This is a genomic window from Skermania sp. ID1734 (assembly GCF_007489285.1).
In the GTDB taxonomy this organism is placed as follows: Bacteria; Actinomycetota; Actinomycetes; order Mycobacteriales; family Mycobacteriaceae; genus ID1734.
In genome coordinates, this window is sequence record NZ_VLIY01000008.1 from 193,083 (window position 1) to 213,748 (window position 20,666).

Sequence of the window (20,666 nt, forward strand, 5' to 3'; positions counted from 1 at the left end):
GGCACTGGCTCGCCTGCTGTCACAACCGCAGACGCTAGACCAGTACCGTATTCCTGTGCGCCTTGGGGTTCTCGACGTCGGAAGCAACACCGTTCACCTGTTGGTGGTGGACGCGCATCGCGGCGGTCACCCCATGCCGATGAGTTCGACCAAGGCAACGCTGCGGCTGTCGGAAAATATGGACGACTCGGGCTGCATCACGACGGAGGGCGCTGATCGGCTGATCGCCACGGTCGACGAGTTCGCCAGCATCGCCAACACGTCGGGCTGCGGCGAACTGATGGCTTTTGCGACCTCGGCGGTGCGCGATGCGGTGAACTCGGACGACGTGCTGGCCGCAGTCCTGGAAAAGACCGGCGTCGAGTTGCAGGTGCTGTCCGGCGTGGACGAGGCGCGGCTGACCTTCTTGGCGGTCCGGCGCTGGTACGGCTGGAGCGCCGGGCGCATCCTGAACATCGACATCGGCGGCGGGTCGCTCGAATTGACCGCCGGGGGCGACGAAGACCCCGATGTCGCCTTCTCGCTGCAGTTGGGTGCGGGCCGGCTGACTCGTGACTGGCTGCAAGAGGACCCTCCGGGCAAGCGTCGCGTCGCAGTGCTGCGCGACTGGCTCGACGCCGAACTGGTGGAGCCAGCCAAGGAGCTGAAGGCCGCCGGGAAACCCGATCGGACGGTCGGCACGTCGAAAACCTTCCGATCGCTGGCTCGACTGACCGGTGCGGCGCCGTCGAGCGCCGGGATGCGGGTGAAACGAACCTTGACGAGCAGTGGTTTACGTCAACTTATCGCCTTCATCTCTCGGATGACGTCAGCCGACCGTGCAGAATTGGAAGGTGTCAGCGCAGATCGCTCCCAGCAACTGGTGGCGGGCGCGCTGATTGCTGAGGCCAGCATGCGGGCGTTGTCGATCGACACGATCGAAATATGTCCGTGGGCGCTACGTGAAGGCCTGATCTTGCGCAAGCTTGATACCGAGATGGGCGGTGACCAGGTGGTGGAAGAGCGATGACGGGACCAACCGGTAGGCCTGAGGACACTGGCCAAATCTCCGTGGCCGAGTTGTTGGCGCGCAACGGCCAGAACGTCGGCTCCGGGGGACGTCGGCGCCGGGGCGGCAAGGGCGGTATCTCGGTCGCCGAATTGACGGGCGACATCCCGGTGATTCGCGACGGGGCATCGCATTCGCGGCTGCTCGCCCGACCGGACGCGCCGGTACAAAAGCCGCCGATACCCGTCACCCAGACCCCGCCCAGTCCGCCGCAATACCAGCCGGTGACCACTGCCGCGGCCTGGTCGCAGACCAATCCCGAACCGGCATTGCTGTCCGGAAATTCGGTGGCCGGTGAACTGCTGCGCAACCGGCGTGCCGAGGCGCAGCGCCAACAGGACCAGCCGCCCGCTCCCGCCGCAGCCGCCGAGACTGGCGCGGACACCGCCGACGACCGCCGATCCGCGCTGCGCCAATGGGCCGTGCTGGCCGGCCAGGTGGTCATCGCGGTCGTCGCGGGTGCACTGCTGTTCAAGGGCTTCGAAATGCTGTGGGACAGCATGCCGATCTATGCGCTCATCTTGGCGCTGGTGGTGATCCTCGCGCTCGTGGCGCTGGTTCGCATTCTGCGCAAGACCGATGACATCTTCAGCATCGTCATCGCGATTGTGGTCGGCGTGTTCGTCACGATGGGTCCACTGGCCTTCTTGCTGAGCACGAGCTGACGCCCGCCATGGTTGTGCACGGGAGTCGACGCGACATCCTGGTGGGCCTGTCCACGGCATCGGTCTACCCGCAAAACACCGAGGCAGCGTTCCGCTACGCGGCCGAGCTGGGCTACGACGGCGTCGAACTGATGGTGTGGGCCGAATCCGTCAGTCAGGACGCCCATGCCGTCAAGCGATTGGTCCGCAAATATGCGGTGCCGGTGCAGGCTGTCCACGCGCCCTGCCTGCTGATTTCGCAGCGGGTGTGGGGCGCCGATCCGATCGCCAAGCTGGAGCGGTCGGTGCGCACCGCAGAGATCCTCGGCGCCCAGACCGTGGTGGTGCATCCGCCGTTTCGCTGGCAACGCCGCTACGCCGAGGGCTTCGCCGATCAGGTTCGCGAACTCGAAGAGACCAGCGATGTCGCAGTCGCGGTGGAAAACATGTTTCCGATGCGGGCGGACAGCTTCTTCGGTCGCCGGGAAAACGCTGCGGAGCGGCTCAAGCGGCGCGGCGGACCGGGCGTGGCCATCTCGGCCTTCAGCCCGTCCTACGATCCGACGGATTCCGATCATCAGCACTACACGCTCGACCTGTCCCACACGGCCACCGCCGGCATGGACGCGCTCGCGCTCGCCGGCCGAATGGGTCCGCGGCTGACGCATCTTCACTTGGCGGACGGCCGCGGCGCCGCCTACGACGAGCACCTCATTCCTGGCCAGGGCACCCAGCCGTGTGTGGAGCTGTGCGAGATGCTGGTGCGCACCGGTTTCCAAGGACAGGCGGTGGTCGAGATCAACACCCAGAATGCTCGGACCATGGCCGAAAGAGCCGTGATGCTCGCTCAGGCGCTGTTGTTCGCCCGGGTGCACCTCAACGGCCATCCACCGCCCGAGCCGTCGACATCGGCCGTCGAAGGACAGCTCACCGGGAACGGCAATGAGTGAACAGCTGCTGACGGCTGCCCCCTTCCTACAGCTGTGCACGGTCGCGCAACGTGCGGACGACGGTGGCGCCCGCTTCGACGCCTACATCGATCCGATCTGGACCATCGGGCCCAAGGTGCACGGCGGCGTCATGCTCGCGTTGTGTGCGGCCGCGGCCCGCCGCACCGTGCGCGAGGTACATCCCGCCGCCGAGCACATGCAGCCGATCTCGGTGTCCGCGGATTATCTCGGTGCCCCCGATCCCGGCGACGTGGTTCTGGCGGTGTCGGTGCGCAAGCTCGGACGCCAGGTGTGTCTGGCCGATGTGGAGCTGCAGCAGAATGACCGGACCATGGTGCGCGCGGTGGTGCACCTGGGCATCGTGGACACCGAGCCGCCCGCCTGGCAGGCGTCCGATCTGGCCGACATGCCGGTGGAGCCGCCCGCGGCCGCGATGAGCTATGAACCCGACAGCGAGATGGGCAAGATCGTGCACGTCGCCCAGGGTTGCCAGCTGCGCCTCGATACCTCGGCGGCGCCGTTTCTCACCGGTGCGCAGGGAGATCCGCGGTTGCGGCTATGGGTCCGTCCGCTGGCCGGCGACGAGGCCGACCCCGAGACGGCGGCGCTGTTTGCGATGATGGCCGGTGACATCAGCCCGCCGGTCGTGTTCAACCGCGGCCATTTCGGCTGGGCGCCGACAATTCAGCTGACCACCCACCTGCGCAGAATGCCGGCGCCGGGCTGGCTGCGAGTTGTCGCTAGCTCGTCGGCGGTCGGGCAGCGCTTTTTCGACGAGGATCATGTGGTGCTCGACAGCACGGGCGCGGTGGTGGTGCAGAGTCGGCAGTTGGCCATGCTGCCTCAGAAGAGCTAGAAGCGCTAGCTGAAAGGGCAACAACAATGACCAGAATCGCGGTGCTCGGCGGCGGCAAGATAGGTGAGGCGCTTGTCGCGGGTCTGCTCGAGGCCGGCCGCGCCGCCAAGGACCTGGTGGTGGCGGAGCACTACCCGGCCAGAGCCGCCGAACTTGCCGAGCGGTTCGGGATCCGGGTGACCACCATCGCCGACGCGGCGGAGGGTGCGGACGTCATCGTCGTCGCGGTGAAGCCGGCGGACGTCGAGGAAGTCTTGACGCAACTGGGCAAGGTCGATCTGGACGGGGACCGTGAGCAGTTGATCGTGTCGCTGGCGGCCGGGATTCCGACATCGCGCTACGAGGCGAGGTTGCCCGCCGGGTTCCCGGTGATTCGGGTCATGTCGAACACGCCCATGCTGATCGGTGAAGGCATGAGTGTGCTGGCACCCGGACGCTTCGCCCGCGAGCAGCACCTGCACTTGGTTCGCGAGGTGCTGTCCTCGGTGGGCAAGGTGGTGACTGTCGTGGAGTCGCAGATGGACGCGGTGACCGCTGTTTCTGGGTCTGGTCCGGCGTACTTTTTCCTGGTTGTCGAGGCTATGGTCGAGGCTGGGGTGGGACTTGGCCTGTCGCGGCCGGTCGCCACGGAATTGGTGGTGCAGACGATGCTGGGGTCGGCGACCATGCTGGACCGCTCGGGCGAGGAGGCCGCGGTTTTGCGCGCTGCAGTCACCTCACCTGCGGGAACGACGGCGGCGGCGGTGCGTGTGCTGGAACGCTCATCAGTGCGTTCGGCGTTCATCGAGGCGTTGACGGCGGCTCGTGACCGCTCGGCCCAGCAGGGCGAATCGACCGAAAAGTAATTAGTTTTCCCACACCCGTCGCAGTAATCCCACTAGTCCCGCTAAGCTCCATACAGCACGTGCGTGTCTGTTCCGCCGGAGGGGAAGCCGGCGGCGCGACACGTGCCGGAGGTATGTGGGTCTATGGCGTCTGCAAATAAGCCGTCGCAGGGTTCAGGCGGGTCCTCGGAGGGCCAGTCGGGCATCGGTGGAACACAGTTCCTAACCGTCGCCGAGGTAGCGAACCTGATGCGGGTTTCCAAGATGACCGTGTACCGGTTGGTACACGGCGGCGAGCTGCCCGCGGTACGGGTTGGTCGCTCCTTCCGCGTGCACGCTAAAGCGGTCCACGACTACCTCGAGACGTCGTACTTCGACGCAGGGTAGCGGTGCTGGCGGTTTTCACACCGTTGCGACGTCCGGCTACGATGGCAGGTGGTTGGACAAGTCTGTCGGTTCGTCGTGCGCTGACGTGACTGTGTGTTGTTGGCTTGTCATTACTCGTTGTCGTGCGCAGGTACGCAAGAAAAGGGACGTGAGGGACACCGGCTATGGGTTCTGTGATCAAGAAGCGCCGCAAGCGCATGTCGAAGAAGAAGCACCGGAAGTTGCTTCGCCGCACGCGGGTGCAGCGCCGCAAACTCGGTAAGTAAGGCCAGTGGCCCGCACCGATGCCCGTCACCTCCACAAGGTGGCGGGCATCGGTGGTTCAAATGTCAACGAGACGCTCGACCAGTTTTGCAATTCCGTCAGCCGCTCGGTGGACGGAATTTGTCGGTCGAATGAAGTATCAGTAAGAACGCGATTAACGGGTGTCGTGATCTGTGGGGGATAAGTAAGGTGTATAGCGGGATCGGGCAACTTCTCGGTGCTGTGCGGTGTCAGTCGAGGGGGCACGCGTGAATGGCGAACGTGCGCAACACATTCCACGGGTCGCGCTCGTCACCGGCGCCAGCCGATACGTCGGCGGATTTTTGGTCGCGAGACTAGCCCGTGATCCACGCGTCGAGCGGGTAATCGCCGTCGACGTGAAATCGCCGAGCAAGGACATGATTCGCCGCATGGGGCGGGCGGAATTCGTTCGTGCCGATATTCGCAATCCGCTCATCGGCAAGGTGCTCGCCAGCAACGACGTGGACACCGTGGTGCATGCGGCCACCGTTTCGCGGGCGCCGAAGTCGGGCAGTCGCGCCGCGATGAAGGACATCAACGTCCTCGGGGCGATGCAGTTGTTCGCGGTGTGCCAGCGCGCTGAAAGCGTGCGCAAGGTAGTCCTGCGGTCATCGTCCGCGGTGTACGGATGCGGCCCGAAGGATCCCGCGGAATTCACCGAAGAGATGAGCGCCCGGACCCCGCGCCGGGATGGCTATTCGCGCGACATGATCGAAGTCGAGGGCTTCCTGCGGGGGCTGGCGCGGCGCCGGCCGGACATCGCGACGTCCATCCTGCGACTCGCCCCGATGGTCGGTCCGCGGCTCAACGGCTACATGTCCCGGTACTTCTCCTCGCCGGTGGTTCCCACGATCCTCGGCCGTGACGCGCGCTTGCAGTTGCTGCACGAAGAGGACGCGATAGCTGCCCTCGAGCGCGCCACGCTCGATGGTCCGGCGGGCACGTTCAATGTGGCCGGCGACGGAATCGTGATGATGTCGCAGTCGATCCGCCGGGCCGGACGGGTCGAGCTGCCGATGCCGTTCCCGATTTACCGCACGATCGGGCGGACTCTGATGGGGCCGATCCTCCGCGACCTCGGCCCGGAGCAGCTGAACTTCCTGCGGTTCGGCTGCGTCCTGGACACCACTCGCATGCGTACCGAACTCGGGTTCGAGCCGCGGTGGACCACCATGCAGGCGTTTGACGATTTTGTCCAGGGCGCAGCGTTGCGTCCGGTGATTGCACCGCAATGGATTGATAAAGCCGAAACCACACTTCTCGGGCTCGTCGGGGCCGGAGCAGGAGCACACCGATGACTGAAGTAGCGAAGGTCATTCCGCTGCAACGCGATGATTCCGCATCTCAGGGCAAGCTGTCCCGTCGCCGCAGCGCGTGGGAGGCGTCCGGAGAAATTTCCGGCCAGGTCACCTCGCTCACCGAACGGATCGAGGAGGCCAATCCGCCGGCGTCGTTCCTCGATGGTGTCCGCCGCTCGATCGGCAAGCAGATCACCGGGACTGCGGAATTCCTGCGCCGCCGCATTTCCGGTGACTATGAGGTCGACGAGTTCGGCTATGACCAGCACTTCACCGACTCGCTGCTGATGCCCGCCTTGCGACCGCTGTTCGACAGGTGGTTCCGCGTCGAGGTGAGCGGGCTCGAGAATCTGCCGTCGACGGGCGGTGCGCTCGTGGTGGCCAATCACGCCGGTGTGCTGCCGCTCGACGGGCTCATGGCCCAGGTGGCGGTGCATGATCACCACCCGGCGCGGCGCTCGCTGCGGTTGCTCGCGGCGGACCTGGTGTTCGAGACGCCCGGCGTGGCCTCGATGGCCCGTAAGGCGGGCCATACGCTCGCGTGCAACCCCGATGCCGAGCGCTTACTGCGCCGCGGGGAGCTCACCGGTGTCTTCCCCGAGGGCTACAAGGGTGTGGGCAAGCCGTTCAGCGAACGCTACAAGCTGCAGCGCTTCGGCCGCGGCGGCTTCGTTTCCGCGGCCGTACGCACGGGGACGCCAATCATTCCGTGCTCGATCGTCGGCTCGGAGGAGATCTATCCCAAGATCGGGGACATCACGCCGCTCGCCCGGTTGCTGAACCTGCCCTACTTCCCGGTCACTCCGTTGTTCCCGCACTTCGGCCCGCTCGGCGCCATTCCGCTGCCGTCGAAGTGGTACATCGAATTCGGTGAGCCGATTCCCACCGACGGCTACGAATCCGGCGCGGCAGACGACCCGATGATCATGTTCGAGGTCACCGACCACGTGCGGGAAACCATTCAGCAGACGCTCTACCGGTTGCTGGCGAAACGCCGCGGCGTCTTCCTGGGGTAGCAAAGCCTGGGTCACATCTCTGTTACTGAAGTGACAGATGTTGCTTTTGTGAGGTTATCGTTGCGAAGAAACCTCACGAAGGCAGGTGCTCGATGTCCAAGGCTCGGTTGGCCGTGGTGGGATCGGTTCTGACAATCGCGGTCGGCGGGGTGCTGGTCAGCATGCCCGACATCGGCTCGGCCGCGTCGCCGGGCCTGGATACCGGTGCACAGAACAACGGCGACTGCACGGTGACGTTCGCGATCGACAATCGCACCAACGCCACCACGTTCACGATGGACTACTGGATCGACGACGAACCGCTGACCGGCAAGAACTACGGCACCGGTCCGACGGGCCGCCGCCCACCGCTGACGTCGGGCATCGCGCAGGCCACACCGCCCTGGCCGCAATACCCCTACGCGCGCAACATTTCTCCCGCGTTCCAGACCACCCAAAAGGTGGACCTCAAGACGGTGGCCAATCTCCCGAACCCCGACGCCGCCACCCACACCGTGCACTACCGGATCATTCTCGGACCGGAAAGCCAGGACTTCGTCGCGGAGAAGACGGTCACGGTCACCGGGTGCCCCAACCCGCCCGCGCCGACGACCACAAAGCCAGCCAGTAACGGATCCTCGGGTTCGTCCTGAAATAACCTCGCCGCCGCGCGCGTTCTTGCGGTGCCGCGCAACACAATTAGCGTGCACGACCGCAAAAGCGCGCGCGGCAGCGTCCGATCAGCTCGCCAACGGTTGCTCGCGCCGCCTGGTGAGCACGGCGGCCAGCGCACCGCCAGCGGCCCCCAGCGCCAGGGCCGTCGGCACGCCGATCTTCGCGGCCTTGCGACCGGTGCGGAAGTCGCGGATTTCCCAGCCGCGGTTCTTGGCCAGCTCGCGCAGATCCGAATCCGGATTGATCGCCACCGGCGTGCCCACCAGCGACAGCATCGGCACGTCGTTGTGGCTGTCGGAATACGCGGTGCAGCGTTTGAGGTTCAGCCCCTCGCGAATAGCCAGCGTGCGCACGGCGTGCGCCTTGCCCAGTCCATGCAGGATGTCGCCGACCAGGCGGCCGGTGAAGACGCCGTTCTCGCTTTCGGCGACGGTGCCCAGCGCCCCGGTCAACCCCAGTCGCTTCGCGATAACGCGGGCCAGCTCCACCGGGGTGGCCGTCACGAGCCACACCTGCTGGCCGGCGTCGAGGTGCATCTGCGCGAGCGCGCGGGTGCCCGGCCAGATCTTGTCGGCGATGATCTCGTCGTAAATCTCCTCGCCGAGCGCGGCGAGTTCCGCGGTCGAGCGCCCGGCGATGAACGACAACGCCTTCTCGCGCCCACTGGCCACGTCTTCGCTGTTCTCCTTGCCGGTGACCCGGAACTTCATCTGGGCCCAGACGAAGCCCGCCAGATCGGACGACTTGAAGTACTTCCGTGCCGCCAGCCCGCGGGCGAAGTGCACGATGGACGCGCCCTGGACGAGGGTGTTGTCGACGTCGAAGAATGCTGCCGCGGTCAGGTCGCGCGGGACGGCCGGTTCTTCGGTGTCAGCAGTCGTACCTTCCGCCTCGTGCAGCGCAAACGCGACGTCGGCACTCGCCTCGCCGGCGAGGTTCGCGCGCACCTCGGCGTCGCTCGGTCCCAGTGGATTGCGCCGGCGCCAGCCGTTGCCCCGCAGGCTGTCGACCGGACCCGAAAACCGCGCGGTGCCGAACATGCCAATGTGTCTCGGCACTCCCACCTCCCCAGCAGTGGCGTGTAAGAAAACCTTCGACAACACTAGCCCGCACGCGGCCGCGATGGCGTGCCCGCGTGCCCGACTCGCACGGGCGGAGTGCGACAGTGGAAGCTATGGCTCACACCGTGACTTTGCTCACCCGCGCGGGGTGTGGCATGTGCACCCAGGCGCACCGCGAGCTGGCGCCCATCTGCGCGGAGTTCGGTGCCGCGCTCGAGGTCACCGACGTCGACGAGGTGGCGCCGAGCCGCCCCGAACTGCGCGCGGAGTTCGGCGACCGCCTGCCTGTTGTCTTGCTCGACGGCCGTGAACACAGCTACTGGGAGGTGGATGCGTCGCGGTTGCGCACCGACCTCGCCCGCTGAGGACGTTTGTCCTGCGCTTTCGCCGACTTTGTGCATCGCTTCACAAGCGGTACCGTAGTTGCGACGACAGGCAGATCTTCCGTGTGCCGGTGCAGCCAGCAGCCGGTTGAGGAGTCGATAACGTGACCGACGCGCAGCAGACGCCGAATGGATTCGGTGTCGCGGGGAGCCACGCGCCCCAGAATGCGTCGAGTGACCGTGCGCGCGTTCCGGACAAGGCGCCGGTGAAGGACATCCCGCAAGCCACCGTCTCGCGGCTGGCGACCTATCTGCGGGTGCTCACTGGGCTCTCCGAGCAAGCCACCCAGATCGTCTCGAGTGAAGAACTCGCCACCGCCGCCGGTGTCGGTTCGGCGAAGCTGCGCAAGGACCTGTCCTACCTCGGTCCGAACGGGGTGCGGGGAGTCGGCTACGACGTCGCCAAGCTACGCACCCGCATCGAATCGGCGCTCGGCCTCGACCGCGGCCATCGGGTGGTCGTTGTCGGCGTCGGAAACCTCGGCCGTGCACTGGTCGGATACGGCGGCTTTACCCGTCGCGGGTTCGCCATGGTCGGACTGTTCGATCGGTCCGAGGACCGCATCGGCACGACGGTGGCCGGATTGCGGGTGCGCGACGTGCGCGACCTCGCCGCCGAATGCACGGAACTGCAGCCCACCATCGCGGTGATCGCCGTACCCGACGAATCGGCGCAGAGCATCTGCGACGAGCTGGTTGCTGCGGGGTTGCGATGCATCCTCAGCTTCGCTCCGGTCGTACTCGCCGCTCCGCCGAATGTCGAGATTCGTCGCGTTGACCTCGCGGTAGAGATGCAAATGCTTTCATTTAGTAGCTCGCGAAACTCCGACGGCCACGATGCCGCCGGTTCGCGGGCTACCGCCGAACCGCAACCACATGGCACCGCGGGTCCGGCACATTCGTCCGCAACGCGGCGGTCGGATGCTGACTCCAACCGCAAGGTGGTTCGGTCATGAGTGTTCTCCTCGTCGGAGTCTCACACCGCAGCGCGCCGGTGTCGGTGCTCGAACGTGTTGCGGTCGGCGAGTCCGACAGACCGAAGATGATCGACCGGTTGCTCACGTCGGCGCACATTTCCGAGACGATGATCGTTTCCACCTGCAACCGCGTCGAGGTGTACGCGGTCGTGGATGCCTTCCACGGCGCGCTCGCGGAAGTCGGCGAAATCCTGGCAAACCATTCGGGGATGCCGCTGGCCGACCTGACCAAGTACGCCTACGTCCGCTACAGCGAGGCCGCCGCCGAGCACCTTTTCGCCGTCGCGAGCGGACTGGACTCGATGGTGATCGGCGAACAGCAGGTGCTCGGCCAGATCCGGTCCGCCTACGCCTCGTCGGATGCCCAGCAGGCCGCCGGCCGGGTCTTGCACGAACTTGCGCAGCAAGCGCTGCGCGTGGGCAAGCGAGTGCACGCCGAAACCGCTATCGACTCGGCCGGTGCCTCGGTGGTGTCGGTGGCGCTCGATCGAGCGTCCGCACTGGTCGGTGCCGGCGGCCTCGTCGGCCGGGAGGCCGTGGTGGTCGGTGCCGGCGCGATGGGCGGGCTCGCCGTCGCGCACCTCACCCGGGCAGGCGTCGGCCGCATCCGGGTGGTCAACCGCACCCCGGAACGGGCGGAACGACTCGCTGCCACGGCCGCGGCCAACGGCGTCCCCTCGGAAGCGCTGGATTTGGGCGACCTGACCGACGCGATCTCAGCAGCCGACGTGGTGATTACGTGTACCGGCGCGGTCGGGGCCGTGGTCACTCTCGCTGACGCGCATCGGGCACTGTCCCGGCGAGCGGACGGTCCGTCCCGGCCGCTGGTGATCTGCGACCTCGGACTGCCCCGCGATGTCGACCACGCGGTGGCGGGACTGCCGGGGATCAGCGTCATCGACATGGAGACCCTGCAGGCCGATCCGGCCGCCAACCCGGCCGCGACCGATGCCGACGCCGCCCGCGCAATCGTTGCCAGCGAACTTGCCGCATACCTGTCCAGCCAGCGGCTGGCCGAGGTCACCCCGACCGTCACCGCGTTGCGGCAGCGGGCCGCCGAGGTGGTGGAAGCCGAACTGCTGCGGCTGGATTCGCGGCTGCCCGGCCTCGCCGAGCCGCAGCGCGACGAGGTGGCCAACACCGTGCGCCGGGTGGTGGACAAGCTGCTGCACGCGCCGACCGTGCGGGTCAAGCAGCTTGCCTCGACACCGGGTGGAGACACCTACGCCGAGGCGCTGCGTGAGCTGTTCGAACTCAAGCCGGGCGCCGCTCAGGCTGTGGCCGCGCCGATGGAAATCCGCGCGGTCGAGCTTGCCGACGACTTCACCGCCGGGCACGAGCGGCTGCGGGAGATGGGCGAACATGAGTAGCCCCACCAAGCAGCGCGTCCTCAAAATCGGCACCCGCGCGAGCCTGCTGGCCCGCACCCAGGCCGGCACCGTACGCGATGCCCTGATCGCGTCCGGTCACCCCGCAGAGCTGGTGTTCGTGCGTACGGCCGGCGACGAGTCGGCGGAGCCGGTGCAGCAGATCGGTGTCGGCGTGTTCACCTCCGCGCTGCGCGACGAGTTGGCGCGCGGCGCCGTCGACGTGGCCGTGCATTCCTACAAAGACCTGCCGACTGCCGACGACCCGCGGTTCACCATCGCGGCGATTCCGGCGCGCGAAGATCCCCGTGATGCCCTGGTCGCCCGGGATGGCCTTGTACTGGGCGAACTTCCGCCGGGCTCGGTCGTCGGTACCTCCGCGCCGAGACGCGTTGCGCAGCTGCGCGCGCTCGGTCTCGGTTTGGAGATCGTGCCGTTGCGTGGGAACCTCGATAGCAGACTGGCGAAGGTAACCACCGGAGAGCTCGACGCTGTTGTGGTGGCCAGAGCAGGGTTGGCGCGGATCGGTCGCCTCGACGCTGTCACCGAGGCATTGGAGCCGGTGCAAATGTTGCCGGCGCCGGGCCAAGGAGCGTTGGCGGTCGAGTGCCGCGCTGAAGACGCGGACCTCGTGGCCGCGCTCGCGCGGCTCGACGATCCGCGCACGCGAGCGGCCGTGGTAGCCGAGCGGACCCTGCTCGCCGAGCTGGAAGCGGGGTGCACCGCGCCGGTCGGGGCTTTGGCCGAGGTCGTGGAATCACTCGACGACCACGGTCGTGTCTTCGACGAACTGTCCGTGCGCGGCTGCGCGGCAGCCGTCGACGGCTCCGACGTGATCCGCGCCTCGATGGTCGGGTCCGTCGAACGTGCCGGGAACCTCGGGCGAGACCTGGCACGCGAACTGCTCGAGCTGGGCGCTCGAGAACTGATGGGAGATGGTAGCGATGCGTGAGACACCGCGTCTCGGCAGGGTCGGTAAACCCGTGCCGATCCGACCGCCGATCCCCGCCCGAACCTGCTGTTTGACGAATGCACTGGAGAACCACCGATGAGCCGAGCCCGCAAGACCAATCCCGGACGGATCCTGTTCGTCGGATCCGGTCCAGGTGACCCCGCGCTGCTCACGCTCCGCGCGCGCGAGGTGCTCGTCACCGCGGAGCTCGCGTTCGTCGACCCAGACGTGGACCAGGGCGTAGTGGCGCTGGTCGGCACCGCGCTGCCCGAGGACGTGACCCCGGAGACAAGGCCCGCCCTCGGCGAGCCCGGCGAGGTCGCCAAGACTCTCGTCAACGAGGCCCGCAACGGCCACGACGTGGTGCGCGTGGTCTCCGGGGATCCGCTGACCACCGACTCCGTCATCGCCGAGGTCACCGCCGTGGCGCGCACCCATGTGCACTTCGAGGTGCTGCCAGGCTTGCCTGCGGGTTCGGCCGTGCCGAGCTACGCCGGCATGGCGCTGGGCTCCGGCCACACCGAGGCCGACGTGCGCGGCACGGTCGACTGGGCTGCGCTGGCCGCCGCGCCGGGCCCGCTCGTGCTGCACGCGACCAACGGTCACCTCGCCGAGACGGCGAGCGCGCTGGTCGAGCACGGCCTTGCGCCGCAGACCCCGGTCGCGATCACCGTCAAGGGCACCACCCGCCAGCAGCGCACGGTCGAGGCGACCCTGGCCACCCTCAACGACGCCGGATCGGAACTGCTCGGGCCGCTGGTCGTGACCGTCGGCAAAGTGGTCAGCCAGCGCGCCAAGATGTCCTGGTGGGAATCGCGCGCCCTGTACGGCTGGACCGTGCTGGTGCCGCGCACCAAGGACCAGGCCGGCGAGATGAGTGAGCGGCTGGTCACCCACGGCGCCATCCCGATCGAGGTGCCCACCATCGCCGTCGAGCCGCCGCGTAGCCCCGCGCAGATGGAGCGCGCGGTCAAGGGCCTGGTCGACGGTCGCTACCAGTGGGTGGTGTTCACCTCCACCAACGCGGTGCGTGCGGTGTGGGAGAAGTTCGCCGAGTTCGGACTCGACGCGCGCGCGTTCTCCGGCGTCAAGATCGCCTGCGTGGGCGAAGCCACGGCCGCGAAGGTGCGCTCGTTCGGCATCAACCCCGAGCTGGTGCCCTCCGGCGAACAGTCCAGCCTCGGACTGCTCGAGGAGTTCGCGCCCTTCGACGAGGTCTTCGACCCGGTCAACCGGATCCTGTTGCCGCGCGCGGACATCGCCACCGAGACCCTCGCCGAGGGCCTGCGTGACCGGGGCTGGGAGATCGACGACGTCACCGCGTACCGCACCGTCCGGGCGGCGCCGCCACCGGCCGAGACCCGCGAGATGATCAAGACCGGCGGTTTCGACGCCGTGCTGTTCACCTCGTCCTCGACCGTGCGCAATCTGGTCGGTATCGCCGGAAAGCCGCACGCGCGCACCATCGTTGCCTGTATCGGCCCCAAGACCGCTGAGACGGCAACGGAATTCGGCCTGCGCGTGGACGTGCAGCCCGAGGTGGCGCAGGTGGGACCGCTGGTAGAGGCGCTGGCTTCGCACGCCGCCCGGTTGCGCGCCGAGGGTGCGTTGCCGCCGCCGCGCAAGAAGAGCCGCCGCCGGTAGTGTTTCCCGCCCACCGGCAGCCAGCCTTTCCCGCCCACCGGCAGCCAGCCTTTCCCGCCCACCGCCCGCGAAGGCTGCGCACTACCCCCGCCCTGCGTCGCCTCGTCGCCGAAACGACGGTGGCGCCACGGCAATTGGTGCTGCCGATGTTCGTCGCCGACGGCATCGAGCAGCCGCGGCCCATAGCGTCGATGCCCGGGGTGTATCAGCACACCATGGACTCGCTGCGCAAGGCGGCGGTCGATGCGGTCGCCGCAGGGGTCGGTGGGCTGATGCTCTTCGGCGTCCCGGACCCGCGCGACAAAGATGCCGACGGCAGCGGCGCCACCGATCCCGAGGGCATCCTCAACCGAGGCCTGCGGGCGCTGCGCGATGAAGTGGGCGACGCCACGGTGCTCATGGCCGACACCTGCCTCGACGAGTTCACCGACCACGGCCATTGCGGTGTGCTCAGACCCGACGGCTCGGTGGACAACGACGCCACGCTCGCGCGCTACGTGGAGATGGCCATCGCCCAGGCCGATGCCGGGGCACATGTGCTCGGTCCCAGCGGGATGATGGACGGCCAGGTGGGCGCCATTCGACAGGGCCTGGACGCCGCGGGGCACATAGACACCGCCATTTTGGCGTACGCGGCCAAATACGCCTCCGCCTTCTATGGGCCATTCCGTGACGCCGTCGCCTCCTCGCTCGAGGGGGATCGCCGCACGTACCAACAGGATTGCGCGAACCGTCGCGAGTCGATGCGCGAGGTCGACCTCGACATCGCCGAGGGCGCCGATCTGGTCATGGTCAAACCCGCCATGTCCTACCTCGACGTGCTCCGCGAAACCGCCGACCGGTCCCCGATTCCGGTTGCTGCCTACCAGGTTTCGGGCGAGTACTCGATGATCGAGGCGGCGGCCGCAAACGGCTGGATCGACCGCCGGGCCGCTGTGTTGGAGTCGCTCACCAGTATCCGGCGGGCCGGAGCCGACGTGGTGCTCACGTACTGGGCCGCCGAGGCAGCCGATTGGCTGGGCTAGCCGTGCAGTATCCCGCACACCAGTACCCGCAGCAGCCCTACCCCTCCCAGCCCTATCCGCCACCGCAGCCGCCGCGCCCGGTGCCGACCGACGTGCAGACAGCCTTCCAATTGTGGTGGGGTGTCCTCGGTTTGGGGTTGGTCAACCTGTTCGCCAACCTCGCGCTCATGTACCGCAACCGCGTCGACTATGCGCAACAGTTTCGGCACGACCTGCTCGCGCAGGATCCGTCGGCCACGATGTCGCAGGATTCCGCCGAGCACATTCTTGTCAGCGGTCTCGTAGTGATCGCGGTAGTCGGTGTCGTGGTGGTGGCGCTCGGCGTGCTCATCGATTTCGCGATGCGCAAGGGCCGCAATTGGGCGCGAATGCTGTTGACTCTGGTCGGTTCGTTTCTGGTGGTGATCGCCATCCCGGCGGTCTTCGGCCTGACCGTTTCCACTCCGGGTGTCGCGGCACTGATTGTCGGCGCGGCGAGCATCCTGCAAGCCGTTTTGGCGGGCGGTTCTATCTTTTTGATGCACCGCCGGGAATCGAACCGCTATTTCTTACGCTTCCCGCCGCCGGACGTGCGGTGAGAGCTGAATTTGCCCTAAACCTGCTCGGTTGTATTGTGAGTGGTATCACAAGCGGAGAGGTCTGGTATGCGCGTCGTCATCGAGCAACGTCACAGCATGCGACGAGAGATGGTCATCGTCGGTCTCATCATGCTGTTCGGTGCGGTGACGGTCGTCCTGCTGCTGGTACCCGGGCTCTTCGGCCAATAGCGCTGAGTCGGCAAGATTTTCGTGGAAGGTGAGGGCGGCCTGAGTGGCTCGCGCCGTCCATCCACCGTGACCGCGGCCTATTGGGTCTGGATCGTCGCTGCCGTGCTTCTCGTGTTGTTTGGTTTGCTGGCGCTGACGGCCTCGGGTGAGGCGATCCGCAACAACCTCTCGCAGTCCGGTGTGGGGGTGGACAAGATCGGCGCGCTGATCAATCTGTTGCGCGGCAACGGTTTGATCTGCCTGTTGGTCGGCATTGCCGTCGGATTGCTCGCCGGTCCGGTGCGCGGTGGTGACGGCCGGATCCGCCGTGCGCTCGCCGCGTTGTCGGTGGTGTTCGCGCTGCTCGAGGTAGCGGCAGTGGTGACCGAGCTGAGCCCGGGCGTGCTGCTGGTGGTGCCGATCCTGTTGTTGGTCGCCGTGGTGCTGGCCTATCGCGACTCCGCATCGACATGGTTCGGCCGATGAGCGACGCTGACCCACCGTCGGGCGCCGTGCTGTTCGCGGAGCCGGGCGCGCATATGCGGGCGGTGGCTTATGGCCCGGCGCTGTGCCTGCTGGTGGCGATCGTGGAACTGGCCACCGGGTCCCGGGTGCATGTGCTCATGCTGATCGTCTTCGCGGTGCTGATCGCCGGGATTGTGTACGCGCAGGTGACGGCCGCGCAGCGCTACCTAAGTGTCGAGCTGACGCCGCAGACGCTGCGCCAGGGCACCGAGAAGGTGCCGCTGAGCGACATCGCCCAGGTTTTTCCGCCGGCCGACGAGGAGTCCTGGGAACCGCAACCGTGGGAGTCGGCGCCGGCGCTGGGTGACCTCGTCGCGGTGCCACGTCGACGAACCGGCATCGGGCTCGAGCTGGAGAACGGGAAGGTCGTGCAGGCATGGGCGAAGGATCACGGACGGCTCCGCGCCGAACTGACGGCGGCGCTCGCACACGGCCGGGACGACGCCCTGTGACCAGGCAGCTACTCGTCGCCGGCATCGAATTCATCGCCGCGCTCGCGCTGGTTGCGCTCGGGGTGTGGTGCTGGAATCTCGGGCTCGTGACCACCTACTTCGATTCCCCAGTAGCCGGGACGCCCGGCTACTGGGACACCCACTACTCGGGCGCGTGGATCACCGGCACGTTCGTGGCGCTGACGGTGGCCGGCCTGGTCGTGCTGGACGCAGCCCGCCGGGTAGTCGCCGGGCGCTCACCGGCCGCCGTCGGTGCCGGGGCCGCCGAGCATGGCGGCGTCGAGTAGCTGGTCGGGAATACCGAATCCCTCGACCAGGTCCAGGGCGTGTGGCCGCAGTGAGCGGCATCGCTCATTGATCGCCCGAGTCACGGCCTTGGCCCGCTCCACCGAGAGGTGGCGGTGCTCGATATACCAGGCCTTGTCCTCGTTGATCACCGTCAGCGCGTAGAGGTCGCACAGCTCGTTGAGCACATCGCGGGCCGGGCCCTCCGGGCACTCGTCGATGCCCGCGATGAACGCTTCGAGCACCACCCGGTCGATGTGCGCGCGAGCCGCCCGCAGCATGTGGTCCTGCACGAAGTTGAAGGCGTCGAACGGGCTGTCCTCGCGATTGCGCGCGGCCTGCATTCGTCGCGCCGCGGTGGAGCGCATGTGCTCCTCGCGATCCTCGAACATCTGCAGCTGGGTGCCGCGGTTGTACAGGCTGCCGTCAGCGTTGTTGTCCTCGCGCGCATCGAAGATCGCCTGCACGATGTGCGCGGTGACGCTGCGCTTGCGGACCACGTCGGTGACCGTGTCGGCCGCGAACGACATCCAGTCCAGCGTGCCCATGTTGCGCACTTCGTCGGCGTAGCTGGTGAGCAGTTCCTTGCCGACGAGCTGGGTCAGGACGTGGTTGTCACCCTCGAAGGTGGTGAAGACGTCGGTGTCGGCCTTGAGCGCGACCAGACGGTTCTCCATCATGTACCCCGCGCCGCCGCACGCCTCGCGACACTCCTGGATGGCCCGGGTGGCGTGGGTCGTGTTGGCGACCTTCAGGCCCGCCGCCCGGGTTTCCAGTTCGCGCTGCTCTTGTTCGTCGGGATCGTCGGTGCTCTGCAACTCGTGCATCTTCGACACGAGTTCGTTCTGCGCGAACTGCAGCGCATACGCGCGGGCGATCAGCGGCAGCAGCCGGCGCTGGTGCACCAGGTAATCCATGATCAGGACTTCTTGGTCGCTGCCGGGGGCGCCGAACTGCCTGCGTTGCAGCGCGTAGCGGGTGGCGATGGCCAGCGCCACCCGGGCGGCGGCGGCCGCCGAACCGCCGACCGTCACCCGGCCGCGCACGAGGGTGCCGACCATGGTGAAAAACCGCCGGTTCGGGTTCTCGATGGGCGAGGAGTATGTCCCGTCCGCAGCGACGTCGGCATAGCGGTTGAGCAGATTGTCCCGCGGTATGCGCACCTGGTTGAAGCTGATGCGGCCGTTGTCCACGCCCGGAAGACCGCCCTTGTAGCCGTGGTCGGAGGTGGTCACGCCGAGTAGGTCATTGCCGTGCTCGTCGCGGATCGGGACGACGAAACAGTGCACGCCGTGTCCCTCCCCATTGCTGATGAGCTGAGCGAACACCGCCGCCATCCGGGCATGCTCGGCAGCGCCACCGATGTAGGCCTTGGTCGACGACGGTGTAGGGGAGTGAATGACGAACTCTTCGGTGGCCGGGTCGTAGGTGGCCGTGGTTTCGAGTTCCTGCACGTCACTGCCGTGCCCCATCTCGGTCATGGCGAAGCAGCCGAGCAGGTCGAGGTCGATCAGCGGTTTGACGTAGGCGTCGTGGTGGCGTTTGGTGCCGAGGTTTTCGATGGCGCCGCCGAACAACCCCCACTGCACGCCCGCCTTCACCATCAGCGACAGATCCGACATCGCCAGCATCTCGATGCTCACCACCGCCGCACCGGGATTTCCCGTGCCGCCGTGCTCCTTTCGGAAACCGTCGGAGACGTAGCCCTCCTTGGCGACGAGCTTCATCTGCTCGAGCGCCTTGGCCCGCGCCTTTTCCAGATCCGGGGTGAAGTGCGGCCGGAATTCGTCGCGCGTGAGGTCCGAGCGAACTTTCTCGCGCACGTCGTGCCAGCGGCCATCGAGGGTCTTACGAAGCTGATCGGAGATGCGGGTGTCGGCCATACCTCGACGTTACGCAAACGGTGTCCACTACACCCTGTCGTTGGGAGAAATCGGCGCGGCTGCGACACTGGATGCCGTGAGTTTTGGATCCGCTACCTCCGCGGCGCTGTTCGACCGGGCGAGCGGCGTGATCCCCGGCGGTGTCAACTCTCCCGTCCGCGCCTTCCAGGCGGTCGGTGGCACGCCCCGGTTCATGGCCAGCGCCAACGGTTACGAACTCGTTGACGCCGACGGCAACCGCTACGTCGATCTGGTGTGTTCCTGGGGCCCGATGATTCTCGGCCACGCACATCCGGCGGTCGTCGACGCCGTGACCCGCGCGGCACAGTCGGGGTTGTCGTTCGGAGCGCCCACCGCGGCCGAGATCGAGCTGGCCGAAGAGATCATGCGTCGGGTGGAACCGGTGGAGCAGATCCGGTTGGTGAACTCGGGAACCGAGGCCACCATGAGCGCCGTGCGGCTGGCCCGCGGGTTCACCGGTCGGCCGAAAGTGATCAAGTTCGCCGGCTGTTACCACGGCCACGTCGATGCGCTGCTTGCCGACGCCGGCTCGGGCGTGGCCACGCTCGGTCTACCGACCTCGCCTGGTGTCACCGGCGCGCAAGCCGCCGACACGATCGTCTTGCCCTACAACGATCTTGACGCCGTCGCGGCAGCTTTCAGTGCGCACGACGGCGAAATCGCCTGCGTGATCACCGAAGCCGCGGCCGGGAACATGGGCGCGGTGGCGCCGATCGACGGGTTCAACGCCGGACTGCGGCGGTTGTGCACCGCACACGGCGCGCTGTTGATCATGGACGAAGTCATGACCGGTTTCCGGGTGAGTTCCGCAGGCTGGTTCGGCCTCGACGGTGTGGCCGGCGACCTGTACACCTTCGGCAAGGTGATGAGCGGCGGATTGCCCGCGGCCGCGTTCGGCGGCCGTCGCGAGGTGATGGGCCGGCTCGCCCCCGCCGGCCCCGTCTACCAGGCCGGCACGCTGTCCGGAAATCCGGTCGCGGTGGCCGCCGGACTGGCCACGTTGCGGGCGGCCGGCGACGACGTCTACGCGGCACTGGACCGCAATGCGAAGCAATTGGGTGACCTGCTCGGCGAGGCCCTGACGCAGGCTGGTGTTGCGCATCAGGTTCAGTTCGCAGGCAATATGGTGAGCGTGTTCTTCAGTGAGACGCCGGTCACCGACTATGCGCGCGCCAAGACCGCGCAGACCTGGCGTTTTGCGCCGTTCTTCCATGCCTTGCTCGACCGTGGCGTGTACGCGCCGCCCAGTGCCTTCGAAGCGTGGTTTGTGTCTGCGGCGCTTGACGACAATGCTTTCAGTCGAATCGCCGACGCCCTTCCCGCAGCGGCGCGTGCAGCGGCGGCGGCAGCCCCACCGCAACAAAACCCGCGACAGCACTGAGG

24 protein-coding genes are annotated in these 20,666 nt (G+C 67.2%); 22 read left to right on the forward strand and 2 right to left on the reverse strand.

Translation table 11 applies throughout. The features are described 5' to 3' along the window. Positions 1-55 precede the first annotated feature (55 nt). The 10 genes from FOS14_RS12300 to FOS14_RS12345 all read left to right on the forward strand — a co-directional run bounded on the left by FOS14_RS12300 (position 56) and on the right by FOS14_RS12345 (position 7,940). Positions 56-1,009: a Ppx/GppA phosphatase family protein gene (locus tag FOS14_RS12300; RefSeq protein ID WP_143770901.1), complete on the forward strand. Its 954-nt coding sequence runs from the start codon at positions 56-58 to the stop codon at positions 1,007-1,009. Next, on the forward strand, positions 1,006-1,713 hold the full coding sequence (locus tag FOS14_RS12305) for a hypothetical protein (protein WP_143770903.1): 708 nt from the start codon (positions 1,006-1,008) through the stop codon (positions 1,711-1,713). Before FOS14_RS12300 ends, FOS14_RS12305 begins: the two co-directional genes overlap by 4 nt. A gap of 8 nt (positions 1,714-1,721) precedes the next feature. Further along, entirely contained in the window at positions 1,722-2,642 is a 921-nt protein-coding gene (locus FOS14_RS12310) for a sugar phosphate isomerase/epimerase (RefSeq protein ID WP_143770905.1), read from the forward strand. A gap of 7 nt (positions 2,643-2,649) precedes the next feature. After that, positions 2,650-3,498, forward strand: coding sequence for a thioesterase family protein (locus tag FOS14_RS12315; protein WP_370512223.1), 849 nt, complete (start codon positions 2,650-2,652; stop codon positions 3,496-3,498). Between the two features lie 26 nt (positions 3,499-3,524). Continuing rightward, entirely contained in the window at positions 3,525-4,343 is an 819-nt protein-coding gene (gene proC, locus FOS14_RS12320) for a pyrroline-5-carboxylate reductase (protein ID WP_143770909.1), read from the forward strand. A 123-nt stretch (positions 4,344-4,466) separates the two neighbouring features. Then, positions 4,467-4,709 carry a helix-turn-helix domain-containing protein gene (locus tag FOS14_RS12325; protein WP_143770911.1) on the forward strand — a complete coding sequence of 81 codons (243 nt, stop codon included), beginning with the start codon at positions 4,467-4,469 and terminating at the stop codon, positions 4,707-4,709. Between the two features lie 164 nt (positions 4,710-4,873). Next, on the forward strand, positions 4,874-4,975 hold the full coding sequence (locus FOS14_RS12330) for a 30S ribosomal protein bS22 (RefSeq protein WP_003402602.1): 102 nt from the start codon (positions 4,874-4,876) through the stop codon (positions 4,973-4,975). 270 nt (positions 4,976-5,245) lie between these two features. Beyond that, positions 5,246-6,292, forward strand: coding sequence for an NAD-dependent epimerase/dehydratase family protein (locus FOS14_RS12335; protein WP_143771006.1), 1,047 nt, complete (start codon positions 5,246-5,248; stop codon positions 6,290-6,292). Then, positions 6,289-7,308, forward strand: coding sequence for a lysophospholipid acyltransferase family protein (locus FOS14_RS12340; RefSeq protein ID WP_143770913.1), 1,020 nt, complete (start codon positions 6,289-6,291; stop codon positions 7,306-7,308). Before FOS14_RS12335 ends, FOS14_RS12340 begins: the two co-directional genes overlap by 4 nt. Positions 7,309-7,400: 92 nt before the next feature. Next, positions 7,401-7,940 carry a hypothetical protein gene (locus FOS14_RS12345; protein WP_143770915.1) on the forward strand — a complete coding sequence of 180 codons (540 nt, stop codon included), beginning with the start codon at positions 7,401-7,403 and terminating at the stop codon, positions 7,938-7,940. Between the two features lie 87 nt (positions 7,941-8,027). On the opposite strand, the gene FOS14_RS12350 is transcribed toward FOS14_RS12345, so the two are convergent. Then, entirely contained in the window at positions 8,028-9,020 is a 993-nt protein-coding gene (locus FOS14_RS12350; protein ID WP_370512220.1) for an HAD family hydrolase, read from the reverse strand. Between the two features lie 116 nt (positions 9,021-9,136). Between FOS14_RS12350 and FOS14_RS12355 the strand changes: the two genes are divergently transcribed. The 11 genes from FOS14_RS12355 to FOS14_RS12400 all read left to right on the forward strand — a co-directional run bounded on the left by FOS14_RS12355 (position 9,137) and on the right by FOS14_RS12400 (position 17,381). Then, positions 9,137-9,388: a glutaredoxin family protein gene (locus FOS14_RS12355; protein ID WP_143770918.1), complete on the forward strand. Its 252-nt coding sequence runs from the start codon at positions 9,137-9,139 to the stop codon at positions 9,386-9,388. Positions 9,389-9,510: 122 nt separating this feature from the next. After that, a complete protein-coding gene (locus tag FOS14_RS12360) occupies positions 9,511-10,362 on the forward strand; it encodes a redox-sensing transcriptional repressor Rex (RefSeq protein WP_143770920.1) in 852 nt (283 codons plus the stop codon). Beyond that, on the forward strand, positions 10,359-11,753 hold the full coding sequence (locus FOS14_RS12365; RefSeq protein ID WP_143770922.1) for a glutamyl-tRNA reductase: 1,395 nt from the start codon (positions 10,359-10,361) through the stop codon (positions 11,751-11,753). Before FOS14_RS12360 ends, FOS14_RS12365 begins: the two co-directional genes overlap by 4 nt. Next, positions 11,746-12,702 carry a hydroxymethylbilane synthase gene (gene hemC / locus FOS14_RS12370; RefSeq protein WP_143770924.1) on the forward strand — a complete coding sequence of 319 codons (957 nt, stop codon included), beginning with the start codon at positions 11,746-11,748 and terminating at the stop codon, positions 12,700-12,702. Before FOS14_RS12365 ends, hemC begins: the two co-directional genes overlap by 8 nt. A gap of 96 nt (positions 12,703-12,798) precedes the next feature. Beyond that, positions 12,799-14,346 carry a bifunctional uroporphyrinogen-III C-methyltransferase/uroporphyrinogen-III synthase gene (locus FOS14_RS12375; RefSeq protein WP_143770925.1) on the forward strand — a complete coding sequence of 516 codons (1,548 nt, stop codon included), beginning with the start codon at positions 12,799-12,801 and terminating at the stop codon, positions 14,344-14,346. 74 nt (positions 14,347-14,420) lie between these two features. Beyond that, entirely contained in the window at positions 14,421-15,371 is a 951-nt protein-coding gene (gene hemB / locus FOS14_RS12380; RefSeq protein WP_255450289.1) for a porphobilinogen synthase, read from the forward strand. Next, the gene (locus FOS14_RS12385) at positions 15,359-15,949 is read left to right on the forward strand and encodes a hypothetical protein (protein ID WP_255450280.1); all 591 of its coding nucleotides are present in this window, start codon (positions 15,359-15,361) and stop codon (positions 15,947-15,949) included. Before hemB ends, FOS14_RS12385 begins: the two co-directional genes overlap by 13 nt. 66 nt (positions 15,950-16,015) lie before the next feature. Continuing rightward, the gene (locus tag FOS14_RS25220; RefSeq protein WP_255450281.1) at positions 16,016-16,138 is read left to right on the forward strand and encodes a hypothetical protein; all 123 of its coding nucleotides are present in this window, start codon (positions 16,016-16,018) and stop codon (positions 16,136-16,138) included. Between the two features lie 66 nt (positions 16,139-16,204). Beyond that, a complete protein-coding gene (locus FOS14_RS12390) occupies positions 16,205-16,603 on the forward strand; it encodes a hypothetical protein (RefSeq protein WP_143770930.1) in 399 nt (132 codons plus the stop codon). Next, on the forward strand, positions 16,600-17,094 hold the full coding sequence (locus FOS14_RS12395) for a hypothetical protein (RefSeq protein WP_143770932.1): 495 nt from the start codon (positions 16,600-16,602) through the stop codon (positions 17,092-17,094). Before FOS14_RS12390 ends, FOS14_RS12395 begins: the two co-directional genes overlap by 4 nt. Beyond that, positions 17,091-17,381, forward strand: a complete 291-nt coding sequence (locus tag FOS14_RS12400) for a hypothetical protein (protein WP_185981740.1) — start codon at positions 17,091-17,093, stop codon at positions 17,379-17,381. The genes FOS14_RS12395 and FOS14_RS12400 overlap by 4 nt, the downstream gene beginning before the upstream one ends. Here FOS14_RS12400 and FOS14_RS12405 read toward each other — a convergent pair. Next, complete coding sequence (locus tag FOS14_RS12405) at positions 17,331-19,262, reverse strand: acyl-CoA dehydrogenase (protein ID WP_143770934.1); 1,932 nt, start codon at positions 19,260-19,262, stop codon at positions 17,331-17,333. The two genes, FOS14_RS12400 and FOS14_RS12405, sit on opposite strands and share 51 nt — an antisense overlap. Positions 19,263-19,338: 76 nt before the next feature. Between FOS14_RS12405 and hemL the strand changes: the two genes are divergently transcribed. Continuing rightward, complete coding sequence (gene hemL / locus FOS14_RS12410) at positions 19,339-20,664, forward strand: glutamate-1-semialdehyde 2,1-aminomutase (protein ID WP_255450282.1); 1,326 nt, start codon at positions 19,339-19,341, stop codon at positions 20,662-20,664. Positions 20,665-20,666: the final 2 nt, after the last annotated feature.

Bases quoted from the DNA above. Each gene is read 5' to 3' on its own strand.
- FOS14_RS12305 (WP_143770903.1), top strand. From the start codon at position 1,006: ATGACGGGACCAACCGGTAGGCCTGAGGACACTGGCCAAATCTCCGTG.
- FOS14_RS12310 (WP_143770905.1), top strand. From the start codon at position 1,722: ATGGTTGTGCACGGGAGTCGACGCGACATCCTGGTGGGCCTGTCCACG.
- proC (WP_143770909.1), top strand. From the start codon at position 3,525: ATGACCAGAATCGCGGTGCTCGGCGGCGGCAAGATAGGTGAGGCGCTT.
- FOS14_RS12325 (WP_143770911.1), top strand. From the start codon at position 4,467: ATGGCGTCTGCAAATAAGCCGTCGCAGGGTTCAGGCGGGTCCTCGGAG.
- FOS14_RS12330 (WP_003402602.1), top strand. From the start codon at position 4,874: ATGGGTTCTGTGATCAAGAAGCGCCGCAAGCGCATGTCGAAGAAGAAG.
- FOS14_RS12340 (WP_143770913.1), top strand. From the start codon at position 6,289: ATGACTGAAGTAGCGAAGGTCATTCCGCTGCAACGCGATGATTCCGCA.
- FOS14_RS12345 (WP_143770915.1), top strand. From the start codon at position 7,401: ATGTCCAAGGCTCGGTTGGCCGTGGTGGGATCGGTTCTGACAATCGCG.
- FOS14_RS12355 (WP_143770918.1), top strand. From the start codon at position 9,137: ATGGCTCACACCGTGACTTTGCTCACCCGCGCGGGGTGTGGCATGTGC.
- FOS14_RS12365 (WP_143770922.1), top strand. From the start codon at position 10,359: ATGAGTGTTCTCCTCGTCGGAGTCTCACACCGCAGCGCGCCGGTGTCG.
- hemC (WP_143770924.1), top strand. From the start codon at position 11,746: ATGAGTAGCCCCACCAAGCAGCGCGTCCTCAAAATCGGCACCCGCGCG.
- FOS14_RS12375 (WP_143770925.1), top strand. From the start codon at position 12,799: ATGAGCCGAGCCCGCAAGACCAATCCCGGACGGATCCTGTTCGTCGGA.
- FOS14_RS25220 (WP_255450281.1), top strand. From the start codon at position 16,016: ATGCGCGTCGTCATCGAGCAACGTCACAGCATGCGACGAGAGATGGTC.
- FOS14_RS12395 (WP_143770932.1), top strand. From the start codon at position 16,600: ATGAGCGACGCTGACCCACCGTCGGGCGCCGTGCTGTTCGCGGAGCCG.
- FOS14_RS12405 (WP_143770934.1), bottom strand. From the start codon at position 19,262: ATGGCCGACACCCGCATCTCCGATCAGCTTCGTAAGACCCTCGATGGC.